Here is a 25,562-nt window from a genome sequence, read left to right as displayed (position 1 = left end):
TGAACAATGGATACGAAGCTTAGGGAAGCTCCTCGTAGCGGGACTTCAGTTCGAGCAGGCTGATGAGCATCTCGTCACGTTGTCGAGCGATGGCGGTGGAGTCCCTGCCCGCGAGTTCGTCGTCGACGCCGGCGATGAGCTTCTCCTTGAGAACCTCGTCGAGATGAACCTGCTTGAGGTCGTGCATCCACACCTCCTGCGGCGGTCCCAAATGGTCGAGGACGTGACGCATTCCGCCGGCACCTCCCGACAGCGACTGCTGAGCCAAGGGTCCGAGGATCGCCCACCGAAGCCCGGGGCCATATGAGATCGCAGTGTCGATGTCAGACACTGAGACCACACCCTCATTGACCAATGAGTATGCCTCCTGCCACAGCGCGGCCTGCAGGCGGTTGACCACATGGCCGGGAAGCTCTGCTCGAACCAGGATGGGCTTCTTCCCGATAGACCGGTAGATCTTCATCGCCCGATCGACGAGCTCTACGGAAGCCCCGGGGGTGGGGACCACCTCCACCAAAGGGACGAGGTGCGCCGGGTTGAAAGGATGTCCGACAATGATGCGGCCCGGAGCCTTCGTCGCTTCAGTTGAAATCTCGCTCGGAGAGAATCCCGACGTCGACGAGGCGATGATTGCCGTCTCGGGTGCCATGGCGTCGACCTCGGCAAGCATCGCCTGCTTGACCTCGAGGCGCTCCGGACCGTTCTCCTGGACGAAGTCGGCTGCGGCAACTGCCTCGGCAAGGGTGGGCGCAAAGGCCAAACGATTGAGCTGCGAGTCATTGACTCCGGCGGTCACCTCCAGGTTGGCCTTCACCTGCTCGAGCAACCGCTTCTCCGCTCCGTCAGCCGGGTCGAAGGCAGTGACGCTGTGGCCGGCGGCGAGGAAGCCCGAGACCCAGGCGGCCCCGATGACTCCAGTGCCGATGACGGCTATTGCAAGTCTTTCACTCGCATCATTGAACGGACTCGTGTTCTTCCCAGCGCTCATGCTGACTCCCTCTCCCTCCGCGCTTCGGCAAAAGCGACGTACTCATCAAGCGAGAGCGGATCCTGCAGAGCACCGGGACTCGCGACCTCGTCGAGTGCGGCACCCTGGACGATGCGTTTGACCGGGACTTCGAGCTTTTTGCCCGTCCGACCGAGAGGGACCTTCGCCACGGGAACGATCTCGTCAGGAATGTGCCGTGGGGAGAGTCGGGTCTTGAGCTCATGGCTGACTCGGGCCGAGAGATCATCGGTGAAGGACACGTCGGATTCGGTCTGGACGAAGACCACGAGCTCTCCCATGCCGCCATCGGGATCCTCGAGATGGATCACCAGGGCATCGGCCACCTCGTCGAGGGTGTCGAGGACGGAATAGAAGTCTGCGGTGCCCAGCCTCACCCCGCCTCGGTTGAGGGTGGCGTCAGATCGGCCCGTGACGACGACTCCGCCGTCAGAGGAGAACCGAACCCAGTCGCCGTGCTGCCAAACGCCTGGGAACTTCTCGAAGTACGCCTTCTCGAATCGGTCGTCGCCGTCTTCTCCCCAGAAAGTCACAGGCATCGAGGGAACGGGCTGGGTGATGACGAGCTCTCCGAGCTCGTCGAGGATCTCCTGACCGTCCGAGTCGAAGGCTGTGGCCGCAAAGCCGAGCGAAGGCGCGGTCATCTCACCGGAATACACGGGAGCCAGAGGTGAGCCCTGGAGGATGCCGGTGCACACATCGGTGCCACCGCACCCCACATTGACCAACACATCCTGCCCGAACTGCTCGACAAGCCATTCGAAGCCCTCGGCCGGCAGCGGGGAACCGGCTGCGCCGAACTGTTCGACCATGGACAGATCGAATTCCTCCGTAGGCCGAAAGCCGTCCTTGCGCGCGCTCATGATCGCTCCGGGAGCCATGCCCATGAGCGTGGTGCGGCTACTCGCGGCGATGCGCCACAGTTCCTTCGAATCCGGGTAGTTCGGGTTGCCGTCGATCATGACGATGGATGATCCGACGACGAGTCCGCCGACCAGAGCGTTCCACATCATCCAGGCGGTCGTCGAGAACCAGCAGAACTGACTGCCTGGGCCGAGGTCGAAATGCAAGCCGTGATTCTTCATCGTCTCGATCAGGATGCCGCCGTGGCTGTGCACGATGGCTTTCGGCTTCCCGGTCGTTCCGGAGGAGAAGAGGATGAACAGAGGGTGGTCAAAGGGGACCGGTTCGAATTCGAGCTCGGTGAGTACTGTGTCCGGAGCACTGCCGTCCGCATTCGTCCCGTTATCTCTCGCCGAGGTGGTTCCGAGGTCCATGTAGTCGACGACGTCGATCGGATGGTCGAGTCCAGCCCCTGTCGTGAATGCCTCGCGCAGCTCCGAATCGAGACTGAAGGATCCGTAGTCGACGGATACGAGGTGGGTCAGGCTCGGGAGGGCGGCGACTACCTCGGCGAGTTCGTCGGTGCGTTCAACGTCTTTGGCCCCGTATCTGTAGCCGGGGATTGCCAGGAGGACGGTGGGTTCGACCTGGGAGAAGCGGTCGATGACCGACTGGGTGCCGAATTCGGGGGCGCAGCTGGCCCAGATCGCGCCCAGGCTCGCAGCGGCAAGGAACGCCACGAGCGCTTCGGGCTGGTTGGGCAGGTAGCCCACGACACGATCTCCCTTGGTCACCCCGAGTGCGATGAGACCGGAACGGACTCGGGCGACCTCGGAGCGCAGCTCGTTGAAGGTCAGAGCGAAATCGTCGCGGGTCTGAGAGACTGCGGTGACGGCGAGGTCGTCTGCCTGTTCGGGGGCGCCAAGGGAGTGCTCGGCATAGTTGAGCGTGGCACCGGTGAACCATTTCGCATGGGGCATGATGCGCGCTTCGAGCACCGAATCATATGGAGTGTGGCTTGTGACACCGAAATAGATCCACACAGATTCCCAGAAGTCCTCGACGTCGGTGACCGACCAGGTGTAGAGCTCGGTCCAGCTGGTGAGAGACATTCCGTGTTTTTCGTTGACCCAGGACAGGAAGTCACCGATTCTGCTGTCTCCGATGGCGCCGGCAGGAACTTCTCGAATGATCGTCGACATGTTCACTTCCTCACTTTGGGCCCGGAGCCATCGAGGAATGCCCGCATGAGCTCTTTCGCCTCGGCACTCGACTGGGCGACGGATGCCATGAGGGCCTCCAACATGTAGCCTTCGTCGCGGCCGGCTTCGGCGATGCGTGGAAGCGCCTGGGTGATCGCATAGTTCGTCACCGGGGAGTTCGAAGCGATCGAGGCTGCGAGTTCAAGGGCTTTCGCCTGTCCTTCGCCGGAGGGGACGCGGTAGTTGACAAGTCCGATGCTCTCGGCCTCAGCGGCGTCGAAGCGGCGGCCGGTGAGCATCATGTCCTGGACTCGGCTGAGTCCGATGAGGCGGGGCACCCGTACCGAGGCGCCTCCGCCGACGAAGAGGCCGCGTTTGCCCTCGGGCAGGGCGAAATACGCGGACTCCTCGGCCACCCGCAGATGAGCCGCAGTCGCGAGTTCGAGGCCGCCGCCGATTACTCCGCCCTGGAGGACGGCGATGACGGGGATCTCGGATTCGGTGATCGCATTCATCGTCGCGTGCCAGGAACGTGAGTGGCGGAGGCCGCCTACCGCGTCGCGCTCGGCCATCTCGGAGAGATCGAGCCCCGCGCAGAAATGCTCGCCGACGGTGGTCAGTACGATGGCGGAGACCTCAGGTGGGGTGCGGAAGAATTCGCCGAGAGCAGCAACCGTCGCATCGTCGAGGGCGTTGCGCTTGGCAGGTCGATCGAGTGTGAGGATGCCGATGTCGTCCTCGGAGGTGAACCGAAGGGACTCGGAGATGTCGGTCGTCTTCGGCTGGTCGGAGACGTCTGTGAGGTGGGACGAGGGGAGGTTGGTCATTTATGGTCCTTTGATGGTGCGGTTGGTGCTGGTTTGTCCTCGGTCGTGGTCGTCGCCGGAGGATTCGAGTGTGCGCCGAGCGCATCAGCGGTGCGCAGGGAGACCTTGTGAATCTTTCCCGAGCCGGTGCGTGGGAGTTCATCGACGAGGTCGAAGTACTTGGGGACCTTGTATTTGGCGAGGCGAGCGAGAAGGAAGTCGCTCAGTTCATCCGGTGTTGGCAAGGCGTCCGATCCGGCCGAGACGACGAAGGCGTGTCCGACCTCTCCCCACTTCTCATCGGCTGCGGCGACGACCGCTGCTTCGCTGACACCAGGATGCTCGAAGAGAGCAGACTCCACTTCGGCGGGATAGACATTCTCACCTCCGGAAATGAACATGTCCTTGAGGCGGTCGACAATGAAGAGGAATCCGTCGTCGTCGAGGTAGCCGATGTCGCCTGTATGAAACCACCCGCCAGGGGAGAAGGCCTGATCTGTGGCTTTCGGGTTGTTCCAGTAGCCATCGGTGACGTTGGGGCCGCGGGCGACGATCTCGCCCTTGACACCGGGGGAGCAGGCATTTCCGGCGACGTCGCGGACTTCGACTTCGGTAAAGGGAACGGCTCGTCCAGCCGATCCGGCTTTGTCGAGGGCGTGTGCAGCTGGCAGGAAAGTGCATCCAGGAGAAGTCTCGGTGAGTCCGTAACCTTGGCAGAACATGATGTCCTTCGCCTGGTAACTCTGGATCAGAGAGACCGGGACCGGGGCACCGCCCGAATTGACGAATCTCAGTGACGACAGGTCAGCGCTCTCCCACCTCGGCGACTGCAACATGTCTGCGAACATCGTTGTGACTCCGGCCATCCAGGTCAGTCCTTCGTGTTCGATGGCGTCGAAGGCTCGATTGACGTCCCACCTCGACTCGATGAGCATGTGCGCACCGCGCAGGTAGCTGGTCATCACCTGCTGGTTGAGGCTGATGACGTGGAAGAGGGGAGCTACGACGAGGGTGACGTCGTCGATAGTGAGGTCCGTGTTGAGGAGAAGATTGAAAGAATTCCACATCAGATTGGCGTGTGAGAGGACCGCACCTTTGGGGCGTCCGGTCGTCCCTGAGGTGAAGAGAAGAAGCGCTGGCTGCTCGCCGTCGACGTCGGCCGCTGGCACGAGGGGACCCGTCGGCGAGGTGGGCGTATCGTGCCACTGCACCGTCTCCTGGGCCACGTCGGTACTGAGACCGTCAGCCGTGTTGGCCGATTCGGGCGCCACGTACAACAGAGACACTTCGGCGAGTGTGAGCTGGTAGTCGAGTTCGGGAGGCGCAAGTCGCCAATTGAGCGGGACGAAGATCACGCCGAGGCGGAGGCAGGCGAGCAGGACGACGATCAGGGCCGGATGGTTGGGGCCGAGGTAGGCGACGCGATCACCACGACGTACTCCCTGCGCGTGCAGCTCTGCCGCACAGGTCAGGGTGCGTTCGTGCATCTGGGCGTAAGTGTGTTGGATGCCGTCGAAGCTGATTGCCACCTTGTTGCCGTAATCGGTGGCCTGGATTTCAGAGAGTCGGGTCAGAGTGGGGTGGGAGAAGGTCACAGGGTTGGTCCTTCCGTTACTGCAGGCGGAGTGCCGTTCTTGGAGTTGGTAGGTGTCTCGCCGGGGTACTGTTCTGACAGGTTGCGGGATTTCGTCTCGCCGAGCCTCCAGATGCACAGGATGCTGATGGCGGCGACGGCCGTGATGACGATCGATAGCGGGACCGTGGAGGGAGAATCGGCCGAGCTCATGATTGCGGCGAACAGGACGGGTGAAATGCCTGCGCCGATACCTGCGATCTGGTAGCCGAGAGATGCCCCGGTGTAGCGGTGCTCGGTGTCGAAGAGTTCAGAGTAGAGACCGGCCAAAGGTCCATAGATCATCGGGTGGATGACGCCCTGGCCGATGATCATGCCGATGGTGATGATGAGACCGTCCTTGGTCTCGATCATTGGGAAGAGAACGAAGCTCCACACGGCGATGAGCACGGCGCCGGCGATGACCAATGGTCGCCGACCGATCGTATCGGACAGTCGGGACCAGCCTATGATCCCGAAGATCGCGAAGAACGAGGAGAATGACAAGGCGTTGAGTATCGTCTGCTGTTCGACACCGATCTGCACGCCGTAGGCCACGGAATAGGTTGTGAGCAGGCCCTGGAACATGAACGCGGACAAGCCGACTCCGACGGCGAACAGCAGGGTCACGGGTTGGTCGCGCAGAGCAGCGACAATCGGGATGCGCCGTGAGGGCGCGCGTGTCTTTGCAGCGAGGAACTCAGGAGATTCGTCGACTGCCGAGCGGACGATGATGCCGACGACGAGCAGAAGGATCGAGGCGAGGAATGGCAGCCGCCAGCCCCAGGCGATGAAGGCCTCGGGGCCCATGAGCGCCAGGACTGCGGCGATGACGAGCGCGGAGACAAGTTGCCCGGTGGGAGCACCGGCGCTGGTGAAGCTGGCCCAGAAGCCGCGGTTCTTCGTTGAGTGCTCGGCGGACATGAGCATGGCTCCGCCCCATTCGCCTCCGATGGCAACGCCCTGGACGACACGGATGAGGATGAGGAGAACGGGACCGATGAGTCCCGCCTGTTCGTATGTCGGCAGCAAGCCGATCGCAGTTGAGGCGATTCCGATAGTGAACATGCTGAGCACGAGCATGCGTTTGCGGCCGAGTTTGTCCCCGAAGTGACCGAAGACGATGCCTCCGAGGGGGCGGGCCAGATAGCCGGTTGCGAATGTGGCCAGACTGGCGAGAGTGCCGACCGCAGGGGAGAGGTTGGAGAAGAACACGTCCTTGAATACGAGGGCGGCGCAGACCGAGTAGACGAAGAAGTCATAGTATTCGATGACGCTGCCGAGGTACGCCGATGCGGCAGCTCGCTTGAGCATCGGTGTCGATTTGCTTGAGGTGGAGTTCGCGGAAGCCATGTAATCCTCGCTGACTGAACGGCTCTTTTGGCTGAAGGTTTGATCGGCGGTGATCGAACCGGTTCGATACTATGCAATGTGCAGACGGAGCGTCAATAGATTGCGGTATATATGCGCTTTCGAGTGGAGGGTGCACATAGAATCGGGGTATGGACTTTCGCCCGCAGTCGCTTTTCTTCGCCCTCGTCGGTGAACACCTGCTTGGATCGACTCGTCCCCTCAGTGGAGCTTCGATCGTCTTCGTTATGAATAGGCTCGGCGTCGGTGAGACCGCAGCGAGGTCGGTGCTGCAGCGAATGACTGCCAAGGGATTTGTATCCCGTCACAAGGAGGGTAGGAAGACGTTCTACGCGTTGACCGAGACCGGGTCTCAGATCCTCGGTGAAGGTGGCCGCAAAATGTTCACGGGATGGCGGTCACAGGACTGGGATGGCGCTTGGACGATGGTCAGGATTCAGGTGCCTGAGTCGCGGAGATCACTGCGGCAGAAGATCTGGTCCCAGCTGTCGTGGGCGGGTTTCGGTCAGGTCGACGGCGGCACTTGGGTGGCCCCGGGGGAGCGGGAGCTGATGTCTGTGCTGGACGCCGAGCAGCTCGAAGTCTCCCCAATCGTCATCTGCGGCCGACCTCAACCTCCTACGACTGACGACGACCTTGTGGGGGCCTTCGATCTTGATACTCTCTCCGCTGAATACGCTGCTTTCGGCGACCGGTGGCAGGTTTTCGACTCCGACGCTATGGCGCCAGTGGAGGCTTTGGTGGCGCGAGTGAAGCTGCAATGTGAATGGCTGGGCCTGACCCGGTTGGACCCGCAGCTGCCTGCCGTCCTCCTGCCGCAGGATTGGCCAGGAACGATGCAGGCTCAGTTGTTCGGCGAGCTCGACCAGCGCCTTGGCAAAAGAGAAGCGCCTGTCCTCGACGACTTCTTCGCCGGCACGCTCGAGTAGACGCGCCCTGATGAAGGTTCTGCCGATGTAGTCCTATCGTCTCCGGTCAGATCCACTCCTGCGCCAGCGCGAATTCGATGAGTGCCTGCACCCTAGGCGCGATCGTGGAATGCGCAGGCCAGGTGGCGAACGAAAATGAGCAGAGTGCCGGGACGTGGCGGATCGCGCAACGCTGAATCGGCCGAGCCGAACCTGCTGGGGCCGGGCATGCCGGGGGAGCGTCAGTTCCTCTGAGCTCTGACGACCATCGTGGCGATGCGCACGCGATTGTTCGTGTCCAGTTTGACGTTGATCCGGTTGAGGTGAGTCTTGACCGTTGCCAGACTCATGAACGTCTCCTCGGCGATCTCCTGATTCGACAGGCCGTCGGCCACGAGTTCGGCGATCTGCCGCTCGCGGTCGGTGAGCCCTGCCAACAGCTCCACAGCCTCCCGCTGCAGGCGATGATCGGAGTTCGACCTGACCTTGGCGATGACCTGTCGCATCGACTGCGGAGCAAGAATGGGCTCACCGGCGTGGACCTTGCGTACCGCAGCGGCGAGATCCACAGGGCCGATGTCCTTGAGGAGGTATCCGGCGGCACCTGCCTCGAGAGCCCTGAAGAGGTAGTCGTCGCTGCTCATGCTCGTCAGGGACACCACTTTCGGCGGCCGGACGCTGTTGAGCAGACGCTGGGTGGCTTCGATCCCGCCGATTCCCGGCATCCGTATGTCCATGAGCACGACATCGGGATAGTGCAGAGACGCCTTCTCGATGGACTCTTCCCCGCTCAGCGCCGAGACGACGACGTCGATACCGTCGGCGGCCTGGAGGATTCCCCGGATCCCGGTGATGACCATGGGATCGTCATCGACGACCATGACTCGGATCGGGGCGGCTTGGTTCATGATCGTCACAATACCCGAGGCCCATGACACGGACCGGCGCGGCGCGGAAGTCCCTGTTCCGCATCGCCTCAGGTCTGGGGTGAGAGGGATCGAAAGCACACCTGGACACGGAACTCATTGCCGAACACCCCGATCGACGCTTCGCCGCCGAACATCTCGGTGCGCTCGCGGATGCCGACCAGACCGGATCCCGATCCGGTCGATCCCAACTGAGCGTCCTGCGGACCCGGGCGGTGACCGGCCGGTCCCGGTCCGTGATCGGGCGCGCCGGCACCGGCTCCTCGCGCCGGTCCCGGCGCATATCGTGGGCGCGGCGGAACATCGACTGGGCCTGGAGCGCTGGGGAGCGGATTGCTCACCGAGATCCGGATGCCGCGGGCCGCCGAGACTGCGATGTCCACCGTCACCGGCAGATTCGGCGCATGTTTCATCGCGTTCGTCACTGCCTCCTGGACGATTCGATAGGCCGCACGGTCGAGCGCGGGCGGGCACGAGTCCACGTCCTGGATGACGATGAGTGGACGGATGACCGTGCCGGTGGACGCCACGGAGGAGATGAGTTCGGGAATCGCAGCCATCGTTGCGCGGCTCGGAGGGGACGAGTTCTCATGGCCCGGCCGCGGATCAGCCAGATCGCCGTTCCTCACGCCACCCACCAGATGACGCAGATCCTCCAGTGACGCGCGGGCCTCCTCCCGCAGAGCTGACGCCGTCGAAGCGACCTCGGGGTCGGTCTGTGCTCCGACCTCAAGGGCGCCGGTGTGCAGCGAGATCACCGATAGGCGGTGGGAGAGCGTGTCGTGAAGTTCGCGTGCCAAGAGCTCTCGTTCGGACTGCCGCGCGATCTCGGCCGTGAGCGACTCATTGCGCTGTGCTTGCCGTTCGGCGATCGACTCGACCGCTCTCATCCTCCGCGTCCGACGCAGAAGTGCGCCGACCCCCAGCGCCGTACACAATCCGATGACGCCGGCTGCGATCGTGATGATTCTGATCGCCAGGTGCGAATCCTCCGGAGGGATGGTCGCCTCGAGTCCCGTGACCTGTGCCGGGTCGGGCAGGAAGAAGATGCTGAACGGATTGTGCTCCGGCGGTGCCAGACACATCCTCACCGTGGAGAACGCCATCAGTCCGGTACTCACCGCCGAGGCGATGATCGCCTGCCGCCGGGGTGTTCGGATGACGAGGTGGAAGACCGCAATGAGGAGCATCAGCGCATCGCCCCACCCCGCTGTGAGCAGTGCTCCGGCGACGAAGGGCACCCAGGGCCATCTGTGTCGGAGGAAGACGAGTCCCCACACGAGGAACAGCAGCAGGACGGCCACGAGCCCCGTGTCATTGAGTTCCCCGTCGGAGAAAGCCCAGGCGTTCGCGGTCAGCGCCATCGACGAGGTGAAGAACCCGAAGAGATAGGCGATGACACCGATGAGGATGCTGCCGGCGATGCGCACACCGCGCGGGATCCTGCGGCGAGGGACGGTTTGTTCTGACACAAGAGAATCGTAACCGCGGGGGCTGACACGCGTAGTCCGCCTTCAGGCTGGAGGAGGTCAACCGATCGGCTGGCAGGATCCAGCCCGAGTGTGGACGCGCTGAAGCGCGGACGGGACGAAGCTGGAGCAGTCAGCCAGATCCAGCTTCGAAGGAGCGTCATGTCCCATCCCCAGAATCCCCAGAACACCCCGCAGCAGCCGCAGTCTCCACAGCCCCAGCATCAGTGGTCCCCGCAGCACCAGCCCCCTCACAACGGCCAACACCAGACCTCGCCGCAGAACTTTGGCCCCCAGCAGTGGGGACCGGCACAGAACGCACCGGCCTACGGGACTGGCGGCTACCCGCAGCAGCCCTACAGTCAGAAGCCGCCGAAACAGAAGAAACCGCTGCTCAAACGCTGGTGGTTCTGGCTGCTCGTCGTCATCGTCGTCATCGCCATTGCCAGCGCGCTCGGCGGCGGGGGAGAGGACACCGGCACCTCGGAGAGCGGCTCGTCCGACGCCCAGCAGTCGGGGGAGTCCGCGGAGAAGAAGCCAGCGGAGAAGGAGGCTGCGGACAAGGCCGCGGAGGAAGCATCTTATGGAATCGGAGACACTGTGGCTGCTGATGACTGGGAGATCACCGTCGCCAAGGTCGAAGACGGAGTCTCACAGGTCGGCGACGAATTCCTCAACGCGCAGGCTCAGGGACAGTTCGTCCAGATCGAACTGTCGGTGAAGAACACCGGATCGGAACCGAATTTCTTCTTCGAAGACGACATCAAACTCGGTGATGATGCCGGCAACACCTACTCTGCCGACTCAGAAGCCGGTATCTATGCGGCCGAGAACAACATCCTCTTCCTCGAAGAGATCAATCCCGGAAACACCGCCGACGGCGTCCTCGTCTTCGACGTTCCCGAAGACGTCGATCCGAGCAAGCTGACCTTCGCCGGCGGACTGTTCTCCGACCCGGTGGAGATCTCCTTGAAGTGACCTCACCGGTCCAGCTGGTCCGCCCGGGCGATGATCGACCGGGCGGCACGGACCGTCTGCCCGAGGAACCCGCGACCGAACAGACGGATATGAGCGAGCAGAGCGAAGAAGCTGTGAACCGGCAGGTCATCCCGCCACCCGTCCGGCATCGGATGGGTCTGTTCGTAGCCGGAATAGATCTCGTCGAGATGTGCGGTTCCGAAGAGGCCGAGCAGGGCCAGATCTTCCAACCGGTGACCGCCGTGCGCGGCCGGATCGATGAGAGTGACGCCGTCGGGAGTCCACATGAGGTTGCCCGCCCACAGATCACCGTGGATGCGTGCCGGTGCCTCCTCGCCTTCGCCGCAGATCCCGGCGAAGGCTCCGGATGAGATCGCATCGATTGCCGAGGCGACCGTGGCCCGATCCGCACCCGTGAGGTCCCCGGCAACCGCCGTGACCAAAGGGCGCAGGCGCTGCTCGACCCAGTACTCGGTGAAGTCGCTGACAGGCTCGGCCGGGACTTCGAAGGGATTGTCGAGGGGGCCGAAGAACGACTGCGGAGCCGGTGCCCATCCGAAACCGGGAGCACCTGCATCGTGAAGCCGAGCGAGGTCGCGACCGAAGGCGGCGGCCGCCTCGGCGGAAGGACCGGTCTCTTCGAGGCGGCGCAGCCGCAGGAAATCCGCACCATGTTCGACAACGTCGACGACCGGGACCACACCCGGTTCGGCCAGCCATCTCAGCCCGGCGGCCTCGGCGGCGAAGAACCCGTCCGGGGCGGACTTCCGCAGTTTGAGGAAATCAGTCATGGCCCCAGGCTAACCGGATTGCGCGATCGGCCGCGTGATCTCAGATCAGGGCCCGGGCTCGGCAAGAAGGCCAGCCGCCACTGCGACGAGCTCGCCATTGCCCGCTGCCTGACTGCCGTCGATGAGGACCGGAGTCTCTTCCAAACCGGTGCGGATGCCATGGCCGCGCCGAATGGCTCGGGCATTGACGACCCAGGAGGCGATGCCCTCCCCATGATGGACCTGCGGCAGTTCGATGTCCGCCTCGGCGATGACCCGCTCGATCGCGGCGGCGTCCGTCAGGGCACGATCCGGATCGGTCTCGGTGGTTTCGACGAGTACGCGTTCGCAGCGGTCTGTCAGGCCCGAGCCGACGAATGACGTCGCATCGTCGACACTGAGCAGACCCGCCTCGATGCCGACGCCGCGACCGATGAGCATCTCGCACACCTCGCGAATTCCCGCCTCACCTTGATTGGCACTGACGAGGTCGGGCAACTCCGTCCACCCGGCAATGAGCGTCAGGCGCTTCTGCGGATCCGGCTCGATCTCGGCCGAGGTGCTCAAGGAGATCGGAATCCCCGGACACACGGCACGCACCTCTCGGAGAGTGGCCGAGACCGCCACGTCGTCGAAGGTCTGGCGATCCTCGTCATCTCCGGCATCTTCGCCCTCTTCCGCAAGCAGCTGCTGTGGGGCATCGTCCTCATCGTCGTCGGCTGCCTCGTGGGACCGGGCGGAGTCAGCCTCTTCGCCTGACTATCGGACCGGGCTGTCCCCGGCATCGGCCGACGTCATAGGGTGTTCCCAGAGTCCGCACCGCTCAGAGGCGGACCCGGTACGAAAGGGGCACCCACACGTGACGAAGAACGGAGATCACGGCGCCGCCGAAGCGCAGAACGGCCACTCATGCTGCGCTCCAGCGACCAACCGCGCCGAGGCGGGGGACAGCCAACCAATGGATCTTGCGGTTGGTCGTGCCGTGAGTTCCGAGTCGAACCTTGAGTTCAGCTTCGATTTCGTCGCCGTCGGCGGCACCTTCGATATGGGAGATCCTTTCGGCGACGGTCATCCCGCCGATGGGGAGGGACCACGTCACCGGGTCGACCTCACCGAATTCGACATCGCGACGACAAGCGTGACGAACGACGATTTCGCCCGGTTCGTCGCCGACACCGGATTCGTCACAACGGCGGAACGACTGGGTACCTCGGCGGTGTTCGCCATGCTCCTGGAGACCAATCCGGGAGCACGCGCTCATGTGCTCGGGCAAGCCCCGGGCGTGCCCTGGTGGGTCGAAGTCTCCGGCGCGAACTGGGCGGCACCCGAGGGTCCCGGATCGACCATCGACGACCGACGAGACCATCCCGTCGTCCACATCAGCTGGGACGATGCCCGCGCCTATTGCGAGTGGTCCGGCACTCGGCTGCCGAGCGAGGCCGAGTGGGAGCTCGCGTCCCGCGGCGGCCTCAAAGGCCGTCGCTATCCGTGGGGCAACCGGCTGCTCATCGACGGGGAGTGGAACTGCAATATCTGGCAAGGCGAATTCCCGCGCACGAACACCCTCGACGACGGGTTCGTCGGCACCGGACCGGCCCGGCACTTCGCCCCCAACGGTCTGGGCCTGTTCAACACTGTCGGCAATGTCTGGGAATGGTGCGCCGACTGGTTCGCCCGCGACTACTACCAGCATTCCCCGCAGTCCGATCCGCAAGGCCCGGACACCGGAGACAAGCGGATCATGCGCGGTGGGTCATTCCTGTGCCACGACTCCTACTGCAATCGCTACCGGGTGGCCGCCCGCTCGTCGAACACTCCTGATTCCTCGGCTTCGAACATCGGCTTCCGCGTCGTCCGAGAGGCGCTCTGAGCGCTGAGTTCAGTCCCTGAGCTCCGCACCGAGGCGGCTCATCAGGTGCTTCGTCTCGATCGACAGCGGGACCGCCTCGGCCGAGCATATTGCCGCCCGATAGACTTCAAATCATGTCGAGAATCACCTGTCCCGAACTGAGCACGAAGATCGTCACCGCAGACATTGCGGCCCGCCATATCGACAATGGCCAACGTGTGGCCATGAGCGGATTCACCGGTTCGGGCTACCCGAAGGCAGTGCCGGGGGCAGTGGCCGCACGCGCTCAGGCCGCACACGAGAAGGGCGCAGACTTCCGCGTCGAACTGTGGACGGGAGCTTCGACGGCTCCGGAACTCGACGGAGTGCTGGCCGAAGCGAACGCGGTGAGCAAGCGTCTGCCGTTCCAATCCGATCCGGCGATGCGGGCCTCGATCAACTCTGGCGACACCGCTTACGTCGATACTCACCTCAGCCATGCGGCGCAGCAGGCGTGGTTCGGCTTCTACGGCAACCTCGACGTCGCCGTCGTCGAAGTCGCGGCGATCCTGCCCAACGGTCTGCTGGTGCCCGGCAGCTCCGTCGGGAACTCGAAGACGTGGCTCGACCTGGCCGATAAGGTCATCCTCGAAGTCAACGATTGGCACCCGCGTGGGTACGAAGGCTTCCACGACGTCTACTACGGAACCCGGCGCCCGCCCGAGCGGCTGCCGATCCAGCTGCTCGAGCCGATGCAGCGCATCGGTGACCCCTATCTGCGTGTCGACCCGGCGAAGGTCGTCGCAGTGGTGGAGACGAACGCTCCGGACCGGAACCTGCCGTTCAAACCTGCCGACGAGGACTCGAAGGAGATTGCCGGCCACCTCGTTGATTTCCTTCGTCATGAGATCGCCGCAGATCGGCTGCCGCCGGAGCTGCTGCCGCTGCAGTCGGGAGTCGGCAATGTCGCCAACGCGGTGATGGGCAATCTCGCTGACAGCGAGTTCGCGGGGCTGACCGCCTATACGGAAGTCATCCAGGACGGAATGCTCGACCTCATCGACAGCGGAAAGCTCGCCTCGGTGTCGGCGACGGCGTTCTCGCTGTCTGCCGAGCGGGCGGCGGATTTCAACGACCGGATCGAGTCGTACAAGGGCAGGATCCTGCTGCGCACCCAGGAGATGTCGAACCACCCAGAAGCCATCCGCCGGCTCGGCATCATCGCCATCAACGGAATGGTCGAAGCCGATATCTACGGCAACGTGAACTCCACGCACGTGACCGGATCGTCGATCATCAACGGCATCGGCGGCTCCGGTGACTTCGCCCGCAACGCCTACCTCAACTTCTTCGTGTCGAACTCGCAGGCCAAAGCGGGAGCGATCTCTGCGATCGTGCCGTTCGCCAGCCATATCGACCACACCGAACACGACACTCAGATCCTCGTCACCGAACAGGGCCTGGCCGATCTGCGCGGACTGCCGCCGGTGGCCAGGGCACGGAGGATCATCGACAACTGCGCCCACCCGGACTACCGAGATCGTCTCACCGATTACCTCGAGCGGGCGCTCGCGGCGAACCCGACCGGTCGACACACCCCGCACATCCTCGCCGAGGCTCTGTCCTGGCACGAGAATTTCCTCACGACCGGTCACATGTGATCAGCTGCGGGGCCGTACGGCCCCGCCGGTTCAGCTGCCGATGATGGTCGGTGCTGCCGCGACCACCCAGGCGAGCCCGGGCCCGATGAGGCACATGAGACCGGCGTAGCCGATCATCTGCCTGTAGTAGCGGTCGCGAATGCTCGGATGGACGTTCGCCAGGAGCATGGCGCCGTTGGTGGAGAACGGACTGATGTCGACGATGGTCGCGGCGATCGCCAGAGCCGCGACGAATCCGCCGACATGGACGTCTCCCGATTCGAGGAACGGCACCGCCAGAGCGATGACGACCCCGATGATCGCCAGAGACGACGCCAGCGCTGAGATCAGACCCGACATGTAGAACAGGAGCAGCGCCGCCAACAGCGGTACGCCGATCGCTGAGATTCCGGCCGACACCCATTCGACGGTTCCGGCTTCCTGAAGAACTGCGATGTAGGTGAGCACACCGCAGATGAGGATGACGATCGACCACGAGACCTTCGACATCGCGGCTTTGCCTGCGGCGGGATCGATGGCGGCGAGGATCACCGAGATCGTGATGGTCACCAGGCCCACATCCCAGCTGAAGATGATCACTGAGAGCGCCATGGCGATGAGCCCGATGAGGGTCGGGATCTGAGAGCGTGTGAGCCGGATGGTGGTTCCGTCGTTGCCGACGGACTCGGTTTGGGTGAGTGCGTCGTCGGCTTCGGCGCGCAATCCGGGCCTGCGATGGAGGACGAACCAGACGACGACAGCGAAGGCGGCGTTGAACACGAACGGAGCGAGGAACAAGGTCAGCGGCGTCGGTGTGAGACCGTTCGTGGTCAGATAGTCATTGATGAAGATGCCGTAGACGCTGATCGGGGAGAACGCGCCGGCCAATGCTCCGTGCACGACGAGCAGACCGACCATGAACTGATTGATCCGGTGCCGGCGTGCGAATGTCAGCGCCAGCGGGGCGATGATGGCCACCGCAAAGAGCGCCCCCAGCGAGATGAGGACAGCCGTCAGTGCGAAGAAGATCCACGGCATGAGTCCGACGCGCCCGCCGACGAGCTTCACACACCAATGGACGATCACTTCGATGGCACCGTTGTTCTGGGCGAATCCGAAGAGGTAGGTCAGGCCCACAAGGGTGAGGAAGAGATCAACGGGAAATCCTGCAAGGAACGCGTCGGGTGCTTGGTGGAGGACGAGGCCGCCGACTCCGGCGGCTGCGAGGAAGCCGAGGAGTCCCATGTTGATGTCTCGCCAGGTTCCGATGATGAACATCAGTCCGAGGACGACGACGCAGATCAGTTCCGCACTCATGGGCTCAGCTCCTCCTTGGATCCACCGCCGGTCTCTTCTCGCCGGCAACTGGGACACGCACCTTAAGCTAGTGCATGCCATCTGGAAGGATCGGCCGCATTCGGCATATGAGCTGATCAGGTCGTCAATGAGGAGCGAAATGACCGCTGACCGGCCGGCGTGTACAGAGGTGCTTCGAAAGCGTCCATCATGGATAGTGCGCCGGGCCACAGACTCGCTAGTGTGTCATTCAGCCCTGGTCGCTGACGATCATCGACACTGAACCTGCTGCCGCAGGGGGCACAAACGACACCCAGGAGGCCGCACTGTGAACTGGTACCGCCGTCTTGAACAGCGATTGGAATCCGGGCACGATTCCGGAGTCATCCGCGGGACCCTGAGCGGGGGACGGATGTTCATGATCTGGCTGGCCGCGAACCTCGTCGTCACGACCCTGCTGACCGGAACTCTGTTCGTTCCCGGCATCGACTTCACCACAGCGGTCATCGTCATCATTCTCGGGACGGTCATCGGCACCATCGTGCTCACGCTCATCGGCAACATCGGCACCCGTACGGGCTTGGCGACCATGGCCATCACCCGCGGTGCATTCGGCGCCAAGGGCAGCTTCCTGCCGGTCGCCGCCAATGTCATCATCCTCATGGGCTGGAGCTGGGTGCAGGCCATGTTGGCGGGAATCAGCGTCAACTATGTGGTCGCCCAGACGACGGGGTTCTCCAATCCGATCCTCTTCTCGGTGCTCTGCCAAGCGCTCGTTGTCGGGTTGGCGATTCTCGGCCATGAGGGCATCGAGAAGGCCGAACCGTGGTTCGCTCTTCTCATCCTGCTGGTCATGGCCTATGTCTTCGTCATCGCCTTCACCGGACATGCACCGAGCGAGTACGCGGGAATCGAAAGCCTCCCGGCACTCGAGTTCACTCCGGTCCTCGCACTCGACATCGTCATCTCCACGGCCATCTCCTGGACCGTGCTCTCCGGTGACCTCAACCGTTTGGCCGGCACCCAGAAAGCCGGAATCGTCGGATCGGGGTTGGGCTACCTGACTTCGACCGTGCTGGCGATGCTGCTGGGGCTCACCGCTTTCAGCTTCATCCTGCTCGATGGGGGAGACCCGGCCGCGTTCGACCCGACTGCGCTGGCCGCCGAGTTCGGGTGGGCATTGGCCATCGTCATCTTCCTCTCCGTCATGGCCACGAACACGATGGTCGTCTACGGAATGGTCAACTCCGTCGTCGGCGCACAGAGCCGAACGAAGCTGAAGTTCCTGCCCACGGCGCTCATCCTCGGCGCGATCTCGATCATCGGTTCGACATGGTTGGCCCTGCTCGACCAGTACACCGACTTCCTGGTGATGATCGGAGCGTTCTTCGTCCCCGTGTTCGCCATCCTCATCGTCGATTACTACATCATCAAACGCCGTGCCTACTCACCCGACATCCTCAAGGACTCCGGCGGGATCTACTCCTACACGCGCGGAATCAATTGGGTGGCCGTCGGCGTGTGGGTCCTCGGGGCACTGGCTTCCTACGTGCTCACCTACGCCTATCCGAGCCCGATAGGAGCGACGATCCCGTCCTTCGCCAGCTCCTTCGTGCTCTACCTCGCGCTGTCCTGGAGCAGTCGGGAGAAGTTCGCGAGAACGGAACACGCGCACCTGTCCGAAGGGATCCGCGGAGACTGAACGCGGCCTGTCTGTTTACGGTCGTGGCCTGACCACCATGTGCCGTTCCCAGGTGATGAAGCAGTCCACACGCTATGATCGCACCGGTCGGCCGGAATCACAGAAGGGAACCCGGTGTCTGTGATGGTAATCTTCGACAGGTTCATGCCACCGAACCGTCGACTCAATCCCGAGGCGCTGGCCTGGGTTGCGGTGATCGTTCTCGCCATCGTCATGCTCGCGGTGGAATCGTCGATCGCCGTCTCGGTCAACGAGGCTCCCGTCGCATTGGCCTTCGTCGTCACGATCGTCCACGTCGGATCCATGCCGCTGTCGATGCTGCGCCCGCTCTTCGGCACGCTCATGTCGATCGGCGCCTGCACGGTGCTGCCGCTGTTGGGGCCTCACGTGTCCGGTGTGCCGTGGCCGTGGATGGTTCCGATGATGATCACGCAGATCGTCATCATCCTCATCATCGGACTCCGGGCCCACTGGGGAGTGGCCTTGGCCGCACTGCTCGGCAGCATCGGGGGCTCGGCAGCTGCGGTGCTCATCACTCATCTGCTGGTGGCAGACACCCGTACCGACGGCGCAATCGTCAACATCCTCATCTACTCCTGCATCGCCGGCGGCGTGTATCTCGCCGCAGTCATCGTCCAGCAATGGCAGCTCATCCGCTCCCAACTGGTCCAGGAGAAGGAGAACACCGCGGAGGAGCACTCCAAACGCGTGACCATCGAGGAGAAGGCGCGCATCGCCCGGGAACTCCACGACATCGTCGCCCACAGCATGTCGATCATCAACATCCAAGCCTCCAGCGCACCGTTCCGCCACTCCGGAATCGACGCGGAGGTGGCCAAAGAGTTCGAAGACATCTCCACTTCCGCCCGCACCGCGCTGACAGAGATGCGCGGACTGCTGAGCGTCCTGCGCAACGATGAGGGCGGAGGCGAACTGGCACCGCAGCCGAAGTTCTCCGAGATCGATGCTCTCATCGAGAAGGCCCGACAGGCCGGAGTGCAGGTCAGCGTTGAACGCAGCGGCGAACCGATCGACCACCTCATGCGCGACAGCACCGGACTCGCCGGCTACCGCATCATCCAAGAGGCCCTGAGCAACGCGATACGCCACGCCCGCAACTCCGCCATCGCCATCCGCATTCGTGGGGCCAGCTCAGCCGTCTGGATCAGCGTCACCAACGACCACGGCGACGGTCCCAGCGAAGCGGCGAAGCACGACAAGCACGACCGGCAGGGACTGATCGGCATGCGCGAACGCGCAGCCTCCGTAGGCGGGGAGATCCGCACCGGGGCCACAGCCGACGGAGGATTCGAGGTCGAAGCGGTGCTGCCGCTCGCGCCCCGCGAACGCCCCACCGACGGCAGCGAATCGACCACCGACGCACCGGTGACGGACAAGGAGACCCCATGATCAGAATCGTCATCGCCGATGACCAGACGATGGTGCGCGCCGGTTTCGCCGCACTGCTGAACGCCCATGCCGATATCGAGGTCGTCGGACAGGCCGAAGACGGTGCACAAAGCGTCGATCTCGTCGCCGACCTTGCCCCCGACATCGTCCTCATGGACGTCCGGATGCCGCTCATGGACGGAATCGAAGCGACTCGCACGATCGTCGCCGCGAATGCCGCGACCCGGATCATCATGCTCACCACCTTCGACATCGACGACTATGTCTTCGACGCCATCCGTGCCGGGGCCAGCGGATTCCTCCTCAAGGATGCTCCGCCCGCTGAACTCGCCGAGGCGGTCCGCATCGTCGCGGGAGCGAAGCGCTGCTGGCCCCGAGCGTGACCAAGCGAGTCATCGAGCACTTCGCTACCGGTGGGAAGACGGCCAACCGCACAGCGCTGCCCGAACTCACGGACCGGGAACGCGAGATCCTCATCCAAGTCGCACGCGGAGCTTCGAACACAGAGATCGCGTCGAGCCTGCACATCGCGGTGCAGACCGTGAAGACCCACGTCTCCCGGATCCTGTACAAACTCGATGCCCGCGACCGTGCCCAAGCAGTCATCGCCGCCTACGAATCCGGTCTCGTCATTCCCAACAGCTGAGTCCGAGCGCTTGTCTTCGTCTCGCACCCCCTACCCGAGTAGGGGGTGAAGAACGGCTCCCTGGGGTGACGAAAAACCGGGCGGATCTCCATACGGTGGGAACCATGAACCCGTCTGACCTCATGACATCTGAACCGACTTCCCCAGCTGCGACGCCGTTGTCGACTCCGGCACCGGATCGCGCGTCCCGGGCCGAGGTGCTCGAACGCAGGCGAGCGAAGAGGGGAACCGCCGAACAGGAATTCACCAGCGACTTCAGCGCGCTGATGGCTCAGGTCAAGGAAGCGGGACTGCTGGCCAGGCGGCCGGGTTGGAACACGCTGCGCTTCGTCCTCCTCGGGCTCGGTTACGTTGTGGCTTTCGGAATGCTCTTCCTCATCGGTGAGAGTTGGTGGCAGATGGCGACTGCGGTCGTCTTCGGTGCACTGTTCACTCAGACCGCCTATGTCGCCCATGACGCGGCGCACCGCCAGATCTTCACCAATGGAAAGACAGGGGAGTGGGTGTCGACGATCATCGGCAACCTCTTCATCGGTCTGAGCTACGGATGGTGGCTGAAGAAGCACAATGCGCTTCACCATGCCAATCCGAACAAGGCCGGAGTCGACGGGGACATCGCTCCCGGTGCGCTCGTCTTCACCCCTGAAGACGCGAGGGAACGCACCGGCATCGCCAAATGGTTCGCCGCCCGCCAGGGCTGGTTCTTCCTGCCTCTGCTCACGCTGGCGGGCCTGCAGCTGCACGTGAATTCGGTCAAGGCCATCGTCAAAGGGCAGTCCTCGATCAAACGTCGGTGGATGGAGGGCGTCTTCATCGCCGTCCGCCTCATCGGCTTTCCGCTGGTGGCGATCTGGGCGGCGGGCCCACTCATCGGCAGCGTCTTCGTCATCGTTCAGGTCGCGGTCTTCGGAGTCCACATGGGCGGGTCCTTCGCTCCGAACCACAAAGGTCAGCCGATCGTTCCCAAGGACGTGAAGATCGACTTCCTCCGCCGGCAGACGCTGATGTCACGCAACATCTCCGGAGGGCGCCCGATGGGATTCCTCATGGGCGGACTCAACTATCAGATCGAACACCACCTGTTCCCCAGCATGCCGAGCGTCAACCTCCACAAGGTCCAGCCGATGGTGCGCGAATACTGCCGCCAGAAGGACATCGCCTACACGGAGACGACTCTGCTCGAGTCCTTCCGCATCATCATCGCCTACCTCAACCGAGTGGGCCTCGGGGAAGCCGATCCCTTCGACTGCCCCGTCACCGCGCAGTTCCGGTCTCGCTGACTGGCGAGGCACATTCAGTTGCGGTCCCGCAGGCTGAAGGCCTCACAGTCACCTCCAGCGCTGCGGGCCGGACGAGAAAGAAGCTCAGGTGAGCCGATCGTGTTCACCGGAGACCCATTCGGCATAGCGCTCGGCCGACGTCTGCACCGCTGAGTGAGCTTCGGAGGCGATCGACTGGCCGAAGTTGCCGTACATTCGGTCGAAGTCGAGATCGTTCACCGAGGCTGCGATGCGCCGAACGACTGCCGCCGACAGCGGCAGGTAGTTCGGGAAGCTGCGCATGAATGTCACCCATCCCGACCGCGCCACCGGACCGATGGAATCTCCGCTGAGCATGACCCCGGTGCCGTCGGCGCCCGTCCATACCGCTACAGCGCTGCCCGGGAAATGACCGCCGGTGCGTCGGAGCCTCACTCCGGGGACCGGTTCCGCCTCGTGGAAATAGGGGCAGATGGCCCGCCCAGTCCGCTGCACCCAGTCGAGATCGGCTCGGCACACGAAGACGGGGGCATCGTCGAAAGCGGCACTCCACTCCAACTGGGTGCCGAACATATGCGGGTGGCTGGCGGCGATGCCGGCGACTCCGCCGAGGTCACGGACCGCTGTAACCGCCTCGGCGTCGATATAGGCGGGCACGTCGAAGAGCATATTGCCGGCATCGGTGCAGGCGAGATAACAGGTCTGGCCGATTCCGAGCTTCGGTTCGACGCGGATGGCGAAGAGGCCGGGTTCGCGTTCGGAAATGGTGAGGCGGTGGCCCTCGGACTCGAGTTCCGTCCGCGTCGTCCACTGCTGGCCGGAGGCAGGGACCCACTGCCGGTCATCCTCGCAGATCGGGCACAAGTCGGGCAGAGGGGTCGTCGTCTCCACCCCGCAGGTGCGGCAGATCGTCACATCGGATAATGCCACCATGTCATCCTCTCGGTCCCACACGTGAAACCACAGACTCCCACCGAGCCTAGTCCTCACATGAAGTGAAGACCAGGATCGGTGGGAGTCCCACCGCTGCGCGGCCCGTCAGTGTGCGGCGGCGTGCGCCTTCCTGTGGGCGATGACATGGCCGACGAGGATGAGCGCGATGCCGCCGGCGAGCCAGGCGCTGAGCACCCACCACTGGAGCGACATGGACGCGTCCGGGAAGTAGGAGAGATTGCGCAGGAGCGTGCCGGCCGCGCCCGGGACGAAGAACTGGCCGATGTCACCCCAGGAACCGGCGAGGAACTCCTTCGGCTGGTTGAGCGAGGCGATCGGGTTGCCGATCAGCATCGTCAGCACCGCACCGATGGCGATGCCGGCAGGACCGATGAGCGAAACGAAGCCGTTGATCAGCCCGACCGTCGCCGCGATCGAGAGCCCGATCGCCAGTGCGTTGGGGCCGAAATTCCCCTGCAGGATCCCGAACCAGGTCTGCATGATCAGCGCCAGAGCCAGTCCGCCGACGATTCCGTAGACGACGGTGCCGACCAGGCGCATCCGCCGCGAGCGGATGCCCATGCTGGTGAGCACACCTCCGACGATTCCGCCGAGGGTCAGGGGCAGTCCCGCGATGGCCAGTCCCGCGCCGGAGGGATCGTCATCGGAGAGCGGAACGACGTCGGTGATCTTCACCTGCGGAATCTCCATCGCCGAGGCGGCCGGATCGGCGCCTTCTCCCGCCGGGTTGCCCTGGGGTGGGGCCTGGCCGGCGGCCGCGGCTTCGAGGGCCTTCTGCATCTGCTCCTGCATCTTCTTCGTGCCTTCCTGAAGGCCCGAGATCGCCTGCTGGTCGATGTTGTGCTGCATCTGGGTGCCGATTCCGCTGAGCTGCTGCGCGACTGCTGGGGAGGCGGCCTTGGCGATGAGGATCTCCGGTTCGTCCTCGAGGACGAAGGCTCCGTAGACCTCACGCTCCTTGATGAGCTGCACCGCCTCGGCGCGGGAATCGACGCGCTTGAGATCGAGCATGCCGTCGGGGGCGTTGCCGGAGATCCGGTCGATCTGCTCTTCATCACCGACGGCGGCGATCGGCAGATCCTTGGGATCCGAGGTCACGGTCGGCCAGCTGAAGGCGAGCAGTACGAGGCTGACGACGGCTGCGGCAAGGGCGGCGACGAGGACGGCCCGTCCGAACTGCGGGGGAGCATCCTGGGCTGTCGTCGCCGGTGTCGTGCTCGCGGCCGAACGGTCGGCCGCGTCTTCTCGGCTGAGTATCTGAGTCGGCATGTCTGTCCAATCATCGAAAACGAATACTCGTTCATTATGAAACCGTCGGCTAGGATATATCAAGAATGGCCATTCGTTTTTAGGGGGAGAAGTGCCGAAGGTCACCGAGGAGCACAAGGCCGCGATGCGTACCAGGATCCAGGATGCGGCTCTGACATGCTTTGCCCGCAAAGGATTCGCCGGTGCGTCGATGGCCGATATCGTCAAGGAGGCGGGGCTGTCGGCCGGAGCCGTCTATGTCTACTATGCGTCGAAGGCCGACCTGATGATCGACGTCGCCCGCCGGGTGATGGGGCCGCGCATGGCGGTGCTCGATGCAGCCACATCCGGTGGTGAGGTGACGGCTCCTGCGGAGGTGTTCGTCGAGATCATCGATTCACTGCTCATCGACAACCCGTTCTCACCGGTGATGGTTCAGGTGTGGGGTGAGTCCTCCTACGACATGGAGTTCGCGAATTTCGCCAGGGGTACCTTCGAAACGCTCATCGCAGAGTTCACCGACTACCTCGCTCTCTACCTGCAGGACCAACGGGGAGTGGATGCAGAGACCGCGCGGGCTCGGGCCGCGGTTCTGGTGCCCGGCCTGCTGGCCATGATCCAGGGCGCAGTCGTCCAGTCGACCGTCTTCGGCGAACCCTCCAGAGTGCGAGTCCGTGCCGGAATCGAAGCCGTGCTCTCCAGCATCGAGTTCTGAGTCAGCGTCGACTTCTTCGTTCCTCCGCTGCTCAGACGGAGTCGCCGTCGTCATCGACCGAATGGACGCGGTCTTCGCGCATGCTCACCGTTTCGACTCCGTTCAGCTCCATGAGCGGGGCCACAAGCAGGTGCAGGGGTCGTTTTCCGTCGAATCTCACGTCGACCTGGACCATCCGCGTCCCGTCGGCGGACTCGAACCGCCGCGAATCGACGATGGTGTTCTGGAATCCCATTTGGCCGGCGAGGGCGAGGATCTCGCGGAGGACTCCCGCTCCGTCGCGGTAGGACACCCGCAGCAGTTTGCGGTGGTCGCTGTTGGGGATCTTGCGGATCAGGGGAGCGATGACGAAGAGAGTGAACAGGTGGAGGGCAGTGAGCATCGTCGCCAAGAGCAGCATCCCGGCGCCGCAGGCCATACCGACGGCGGCCGTGACCCAGATCGTCGCGGCAGTGGTGAGCCCGCGGACCATGTTGCGTCCCTTGAAGATCACTCCGGCGCCGAGGAAGCCGATGCCGGAGACGATCTGCGCGGAGATCCGTGAAGGATCGAGGCGGACGTCATTGTCGAGCACGCCTTCGAACCCATAGGCGGAGATCAGCGTGAAGGCGCAGGTGCCGATGCCGACGAGCACGTGGGTGCGGTAACCAGCAGCCTTCTGCCTGAACTGTCGTTCGAAGCCGATGAATGAGCACAGGACGAAGCTGGCCAGCAGCAGACCGGCCTGGAGCAGTCCTGCGCTGCCCAGGATGTTCTCAAACGACGAGGAGTTGACCATAGTCACTTCACCATAGCCCCACCCAACCCCCTAGTTACTACCTGACGGCGGCCCAGCAACCTCGCGTCAGGTTGCTGGGCTGTGTTGTCTCATTACGTTGCTGACAACCTGACTCATTACGTTGCTGACAGTATGTCTCAATACGTTGTTGACACACTTCGGGCCATGCCTGAAGCCCTCTCACTAGCCAAACGC

Annotated in this window: 22 protein-coding genes and 1 pseudogene; 10 read left to right on the top strand and 13 right to left on the bottom strand. The window is 63.5% G+C overall.

The window, feature by feature from the left end:
* Nucleotides 1-19: 19 nt before the first annotated feature.
* Genes AC2W7L_RS07175 through AC2W7L_RS07155 form a run of 5 tightly spaced genes read right to left on the bottom strand, consistent with a single transcriptional unit; the run spans nt 20 to nt 6,822 of the window.
* Nucleotides 20-988 (bottom strand): 3-hydroxyacyl-CoA dehydrogenase NAD-binding domain-containing protein, encoded by a 969-nt coding sequence (locus AC2W7L_RS07175; protein ID WP_062241679.1) that lies wholly within the window; start codon nt 986-988, stop codon nt 20-22.
* Entirely contained in the window at nt 985-3,051 is a 2,067-nt protein-coding gene (locus AC2W7L_RS07170) for an acetoacetate--CoA ligase (protein ID WP_369865352.1), read from the bottom strand. The genes AC2W7L_RS07175 and AC2W7L_RS07170 overlap by 4 nt, the downstream gene beginning before the upstream one ends.
* Nucleotides 3,052-3,053: 2 nt before the next feature.
* Entirely contained in the window at nt 3,054-3,878 is an 825-nt protein-coding gene (locus AC2W7L_RS07165) for a crotonase/enoyl-CoA hydratase family protein (protein WP_486003893.1), read from the bottom strand.
* Complete coding sequence (locus AC2W7L_RS07160) at nt 3,875-5,452, bottom strand: acyl-CoA synthetase (protein WP_486003892.1); 1,578 nt, start codon at nt 5,450-5,452, stop codon at nt 3,875-3,877. Before AC2W7L_RS07160 ends, AC2W7L_RS07165 begins: the two co-directional genes overlap by 4 nt.
* Nucleotides 5,449-6,822: an MFS transporter gene (locus tag AC2W7L_RS07155; protein ID WP_486003891.1), complete on the bottom strand. Its 1,374-nt coding sequence runs from the start codon at nt 6,820-6,822 to the stop codon at nt 5,449-5,451. The genes AC2W7L_RS07160 and AC2W7L_RS07155 overlap by 4 nt, the downstream gene beginning before the upstream one ends.
* A 149-nt stretch (nt 6,823-6,971) precedes the next feature.
* On the opposite strand from AC2W7L_RS07155, the gene AC2W7L_RS07150 reads away from it, so the two are divergent.
* Entirely contained in the window at nt 6,972-7,769 is a 798-nt protein-coding gene (locus AC2W7L_RS07150) for a PaaX family transcriptional regulator (protein ID WP_486003890.1), read from the top strand.
* A gap of 221 nt (nt 7,770-7,990) precedes the next feature.
* Here the strand turns inward: AC2W7L_RS07150 and AC2W7L_RS07145 are convergent, their stop codons facing one another.
* Nucleotides 7,991-8,656: a response regulator gene (locus tag AC2W7L_RS07145; protein WP_410710382.1), complete on the bottom strand. Its 666-nt coding sequence runs from the start codon at nt 8,654-8,656 to the stop codon at nt 7,991-7,993.
* Nucleotides 8,657-8,724: 68 nt separating this feature from the next.
* Nucleotides 8,725-10,146 (bottom strand): sensor histidine kinase, encoded by a 1,422-nt coding sequence (locus tag AC2W7L_RS07140; protein WP_486003889.1) that lies wholly within the window; start codon nt 10,144-10,146, stop codon nt 8,725-8,727.
* A 159-nt stretch (nt 10,147-10,305) separates the two neighbouring features.
* Here AC2W7L_RS07140 and AC2W7L_RS07135 point away from each other — a divergent pair, with 159 nt between their 5' ends.
* Complete coding sequence (locus AC2W7L_RS07135) at nt 10,306-11,121, top strand: DUF4352 domain-containing protein (RefSeq protein WP_486003888.1); 816 nt, start codon at nt 10,306-10,308, stop codon at nt 11,119-11,121.
* A gap of 2 nt (nt 11,122-11,123) precedes the next feature.
* On the opposite strand, the gene AC2W7L_RS07130 is transcribed toward AC2W7L_RS07135, so the two are convergent.
* Together AC2W7L_RS07130 and AC2W7L_RS07125 are read right to left on the bottom strand one after the other, a co-directional pair.
* A complete protein-coding gene (locus AC2W7L_RS07130) occupies nt 11,124-11,912 on the bottom strand; it encodes a fructosamine kinase family protein (RefSeq protein ID WP_062241695.1) in 789 nt (262 codons plus the stop codon).
* Between the two features lie 45 nt (nt 11,913-11,957).
* The gene (locus tag AC2W7L_RS07125; RefSeq protein WP_486003887.1) at nt 11,958-12,332 is read right to left on the bottom strand and encodes a 3-keto-5-aminohexanoate cleavage protein; all 375 of its coding nucleotides are present in this window, start codon (nt 12,330-12,332) and stop codon (nt 11,958-11,960) included.
* Between the two features lie 30 nt (nt 12,333-12,362).
* Between AC2W7L_RS07125 and AC2W7L_RS07120 the strand changes: the two genes are divergently transcribed.
* From AC2W7L_RS07120 to scpC, 3 genes are all read left to right on the top strand, one after another.
* Nucleotides 12,363-12,650 (top strand): GPGG-motif small membrane protein, encoded by a 288-nt coding sequence (locus AC2W7L_RS07120; RefSeq protein ID WP_486003886.1) that lies wholly within the window; start codon nt 12,363-12,365, stop codon nt 12,648-12,650.
* Between the two features lie 199 nt (nt 12,651-12,849).
* Nucleotides 12,850-13,761: a formylglycine-generating enzyme family protein gene (locus AC2W7L_RS07115; RefSeq protein ID WP_486003969.1), complete on the top strand. Its 912-nt coding sequence runs from the start codon at nt 12,850-12,852 to the stop codon at nt 13,759-13,761.
* A gap of 113 nt (nt 13,762-13,874) precedes the next feature.
* The gene (gene scpC / locus AC2W7L_RS07110) at nt 13,875-15,380 is read left to right on the top strand and encodes a succinyl-CoA:acetate CoA-transferase ScpC (protein WP_486003885.1); all 1,506 of its coding nucleotides are present in this window, start codon (nt 13,875-13,877) and stop codon (nt 15,378-15,380) included.
* A 30-nt stretch (nt 15,381-15,410) separates the two neighbouring features.
* Here scpC and AC2W7L_RS07105 read toward each other — a convergent pair whose 3' ends face one another.
* Complete coding sequence (locus AC2W7L_RS07105) at nt 15,411-16,676, bottom strand: SLC13 family permease (RefSeq protein ID WP_486003884.1); 1,266 nt, start codon at nt 16,674-16,676, stop codon at nt 15,411-15,413.
* Nucleotides 16,677-16,983: 307 nt separating this feature from the next.
* On the opposite strand from AC2W7L_RS07105, the gene AC2W7L_RS07100 reads away from it, so the two are divergent.
* The 4 genes and pseudogenes from AC2W7L_RS07100 (at nt 16,984) to AC2W7L_RS07085 (ending at nt 21,693) form a co-directional block, all read left to right on the top strand.
* The gene (locus AC2W7L_RS07100) at nt 16,984-18,357 is read left to right on the top strand and encodes a purine-cytosine permease family protein (protein WP_486003883.1); all 1,374 of its coding nucleotides are present in this window, start codon (nt 16,984-16,986) and stop codon (nt 18,355-18,357) included.
* A gap of 144 nt (nt 18,358-18,501) precedes the next feature.
* Nucleotides 18,502-19,767, top strand: coding sequence for a sensor histidine kinase (locus tag AC2W7L_RS07095; RefSeq protein WP_486003882.1), 1,266 nt, complete (start codon nt 18,502-18,504; stop codon nt 19,765-19,767).
* A pseudogene (locus AC2W7L_RS07090) lies at nt 19,764-20,413 on the top strand (response regulator transcription factor). The gene AC2W7L_RS07095 and the pseudogene AC2W7L_RS07090 overlap by 4 nt, the downstream one beginning before the upstream one ends.
* A 122-nt stretch (nt 20,414-20,535) precedes the next feature.
* Nucleotides 20,536-21,693 carry a fatty acid desaturase family protein gene (locus tag AC2W7L_RS07085; RefSeq protein WP_486003881.1) on the top strand — a complete coding sequence of 386 codons (1,158 nt, stop codon included), beginning with the start codon at nt 20,536-20,538 and terminating at the stop codon, nt 21,691-21,693.
* A gap of 84 nt (nt 21,694-21,777) precedes the next feature.
* Here the strand turns inward: AC2W7L_RS07085 and AC2W7L_RS07080 are convergent, their stop codons facing one another.
* Both AC2W7L_RS07080 and AC2W7L_RS07075 read right to left on the bottom strand, forming a co-directional pair.
* Nucleotides 21,778-22,605 carry an MBL fold metallo-hydrolase gene (locus AC2W7L_RS07080; RefSeq protein ID WP_486003880.1) on the bottom strand — a complete coding sequence of 276 codons (828 nt, stop codon included), beginning with the start codon at nt 22,603-22,605 and terminating at the stop codon, nt 21,778-21,780.
* Nucleotides 22,606-22,710: 105 nt separating this feature from the next.
* The gene (locus AC2W7L_RS07075) at nt 22,711-23,895 is read right to left on the bottom strand and encodes an ABC transporter permease (RefSeq protein ID WP_486003879.1); all 1,185 of its coding nucleotides are present in this window, start codon (nt 23,893-23,895) and stop codon (nt 22,711-22,713) included.
* Between the two features lie 91 nt (nt 23,896-23,986).
* On the opposite strand from AC2W7L_RS07075, the gene AC2W7L_RS07070 reads away from it, so the two are divergent.
* Nucleotides 23,987-24,589, top strand: a complete 603-nt coding sequence (locus AC2W7L_RS07070) for a TetR/AcrR family transcriptional regulator (protein WP_083532605.1) — start codon at nt 23,987-23,989, stop codon at nt 24,587-24,589.
* A 31-nt stretch (nt 24,590-24,620) separates the two neighbouring features.
* On the opposite strand, the gene AC2W7L_RS07065 is transcribed toward AC2W7L_RS07070, so the two are convergent.
* The gene (locus tag AC2W7L_RS07065; protein WP_062241758.1) at nt 24,621-25,367 is read right to left on the bottom strand and encodes an MgtC/SapB family protein; all 747 of its coding nucleotides are present in this window, start codon (nt 25,365-25,367) and stop codon (nt 24,621-24,623) included.
* Nucleotides 25,368-25,562 lie beyond the last annotated feature (195 nt).

This window comes from Brevibacterium sp. LAARM3_SD1 (assembly GCF_057364765.1).
Note: the sequence above shows the minus strand (reverse complement) of the source record. Positions and strands in the feature narration are given on the sequence as shown.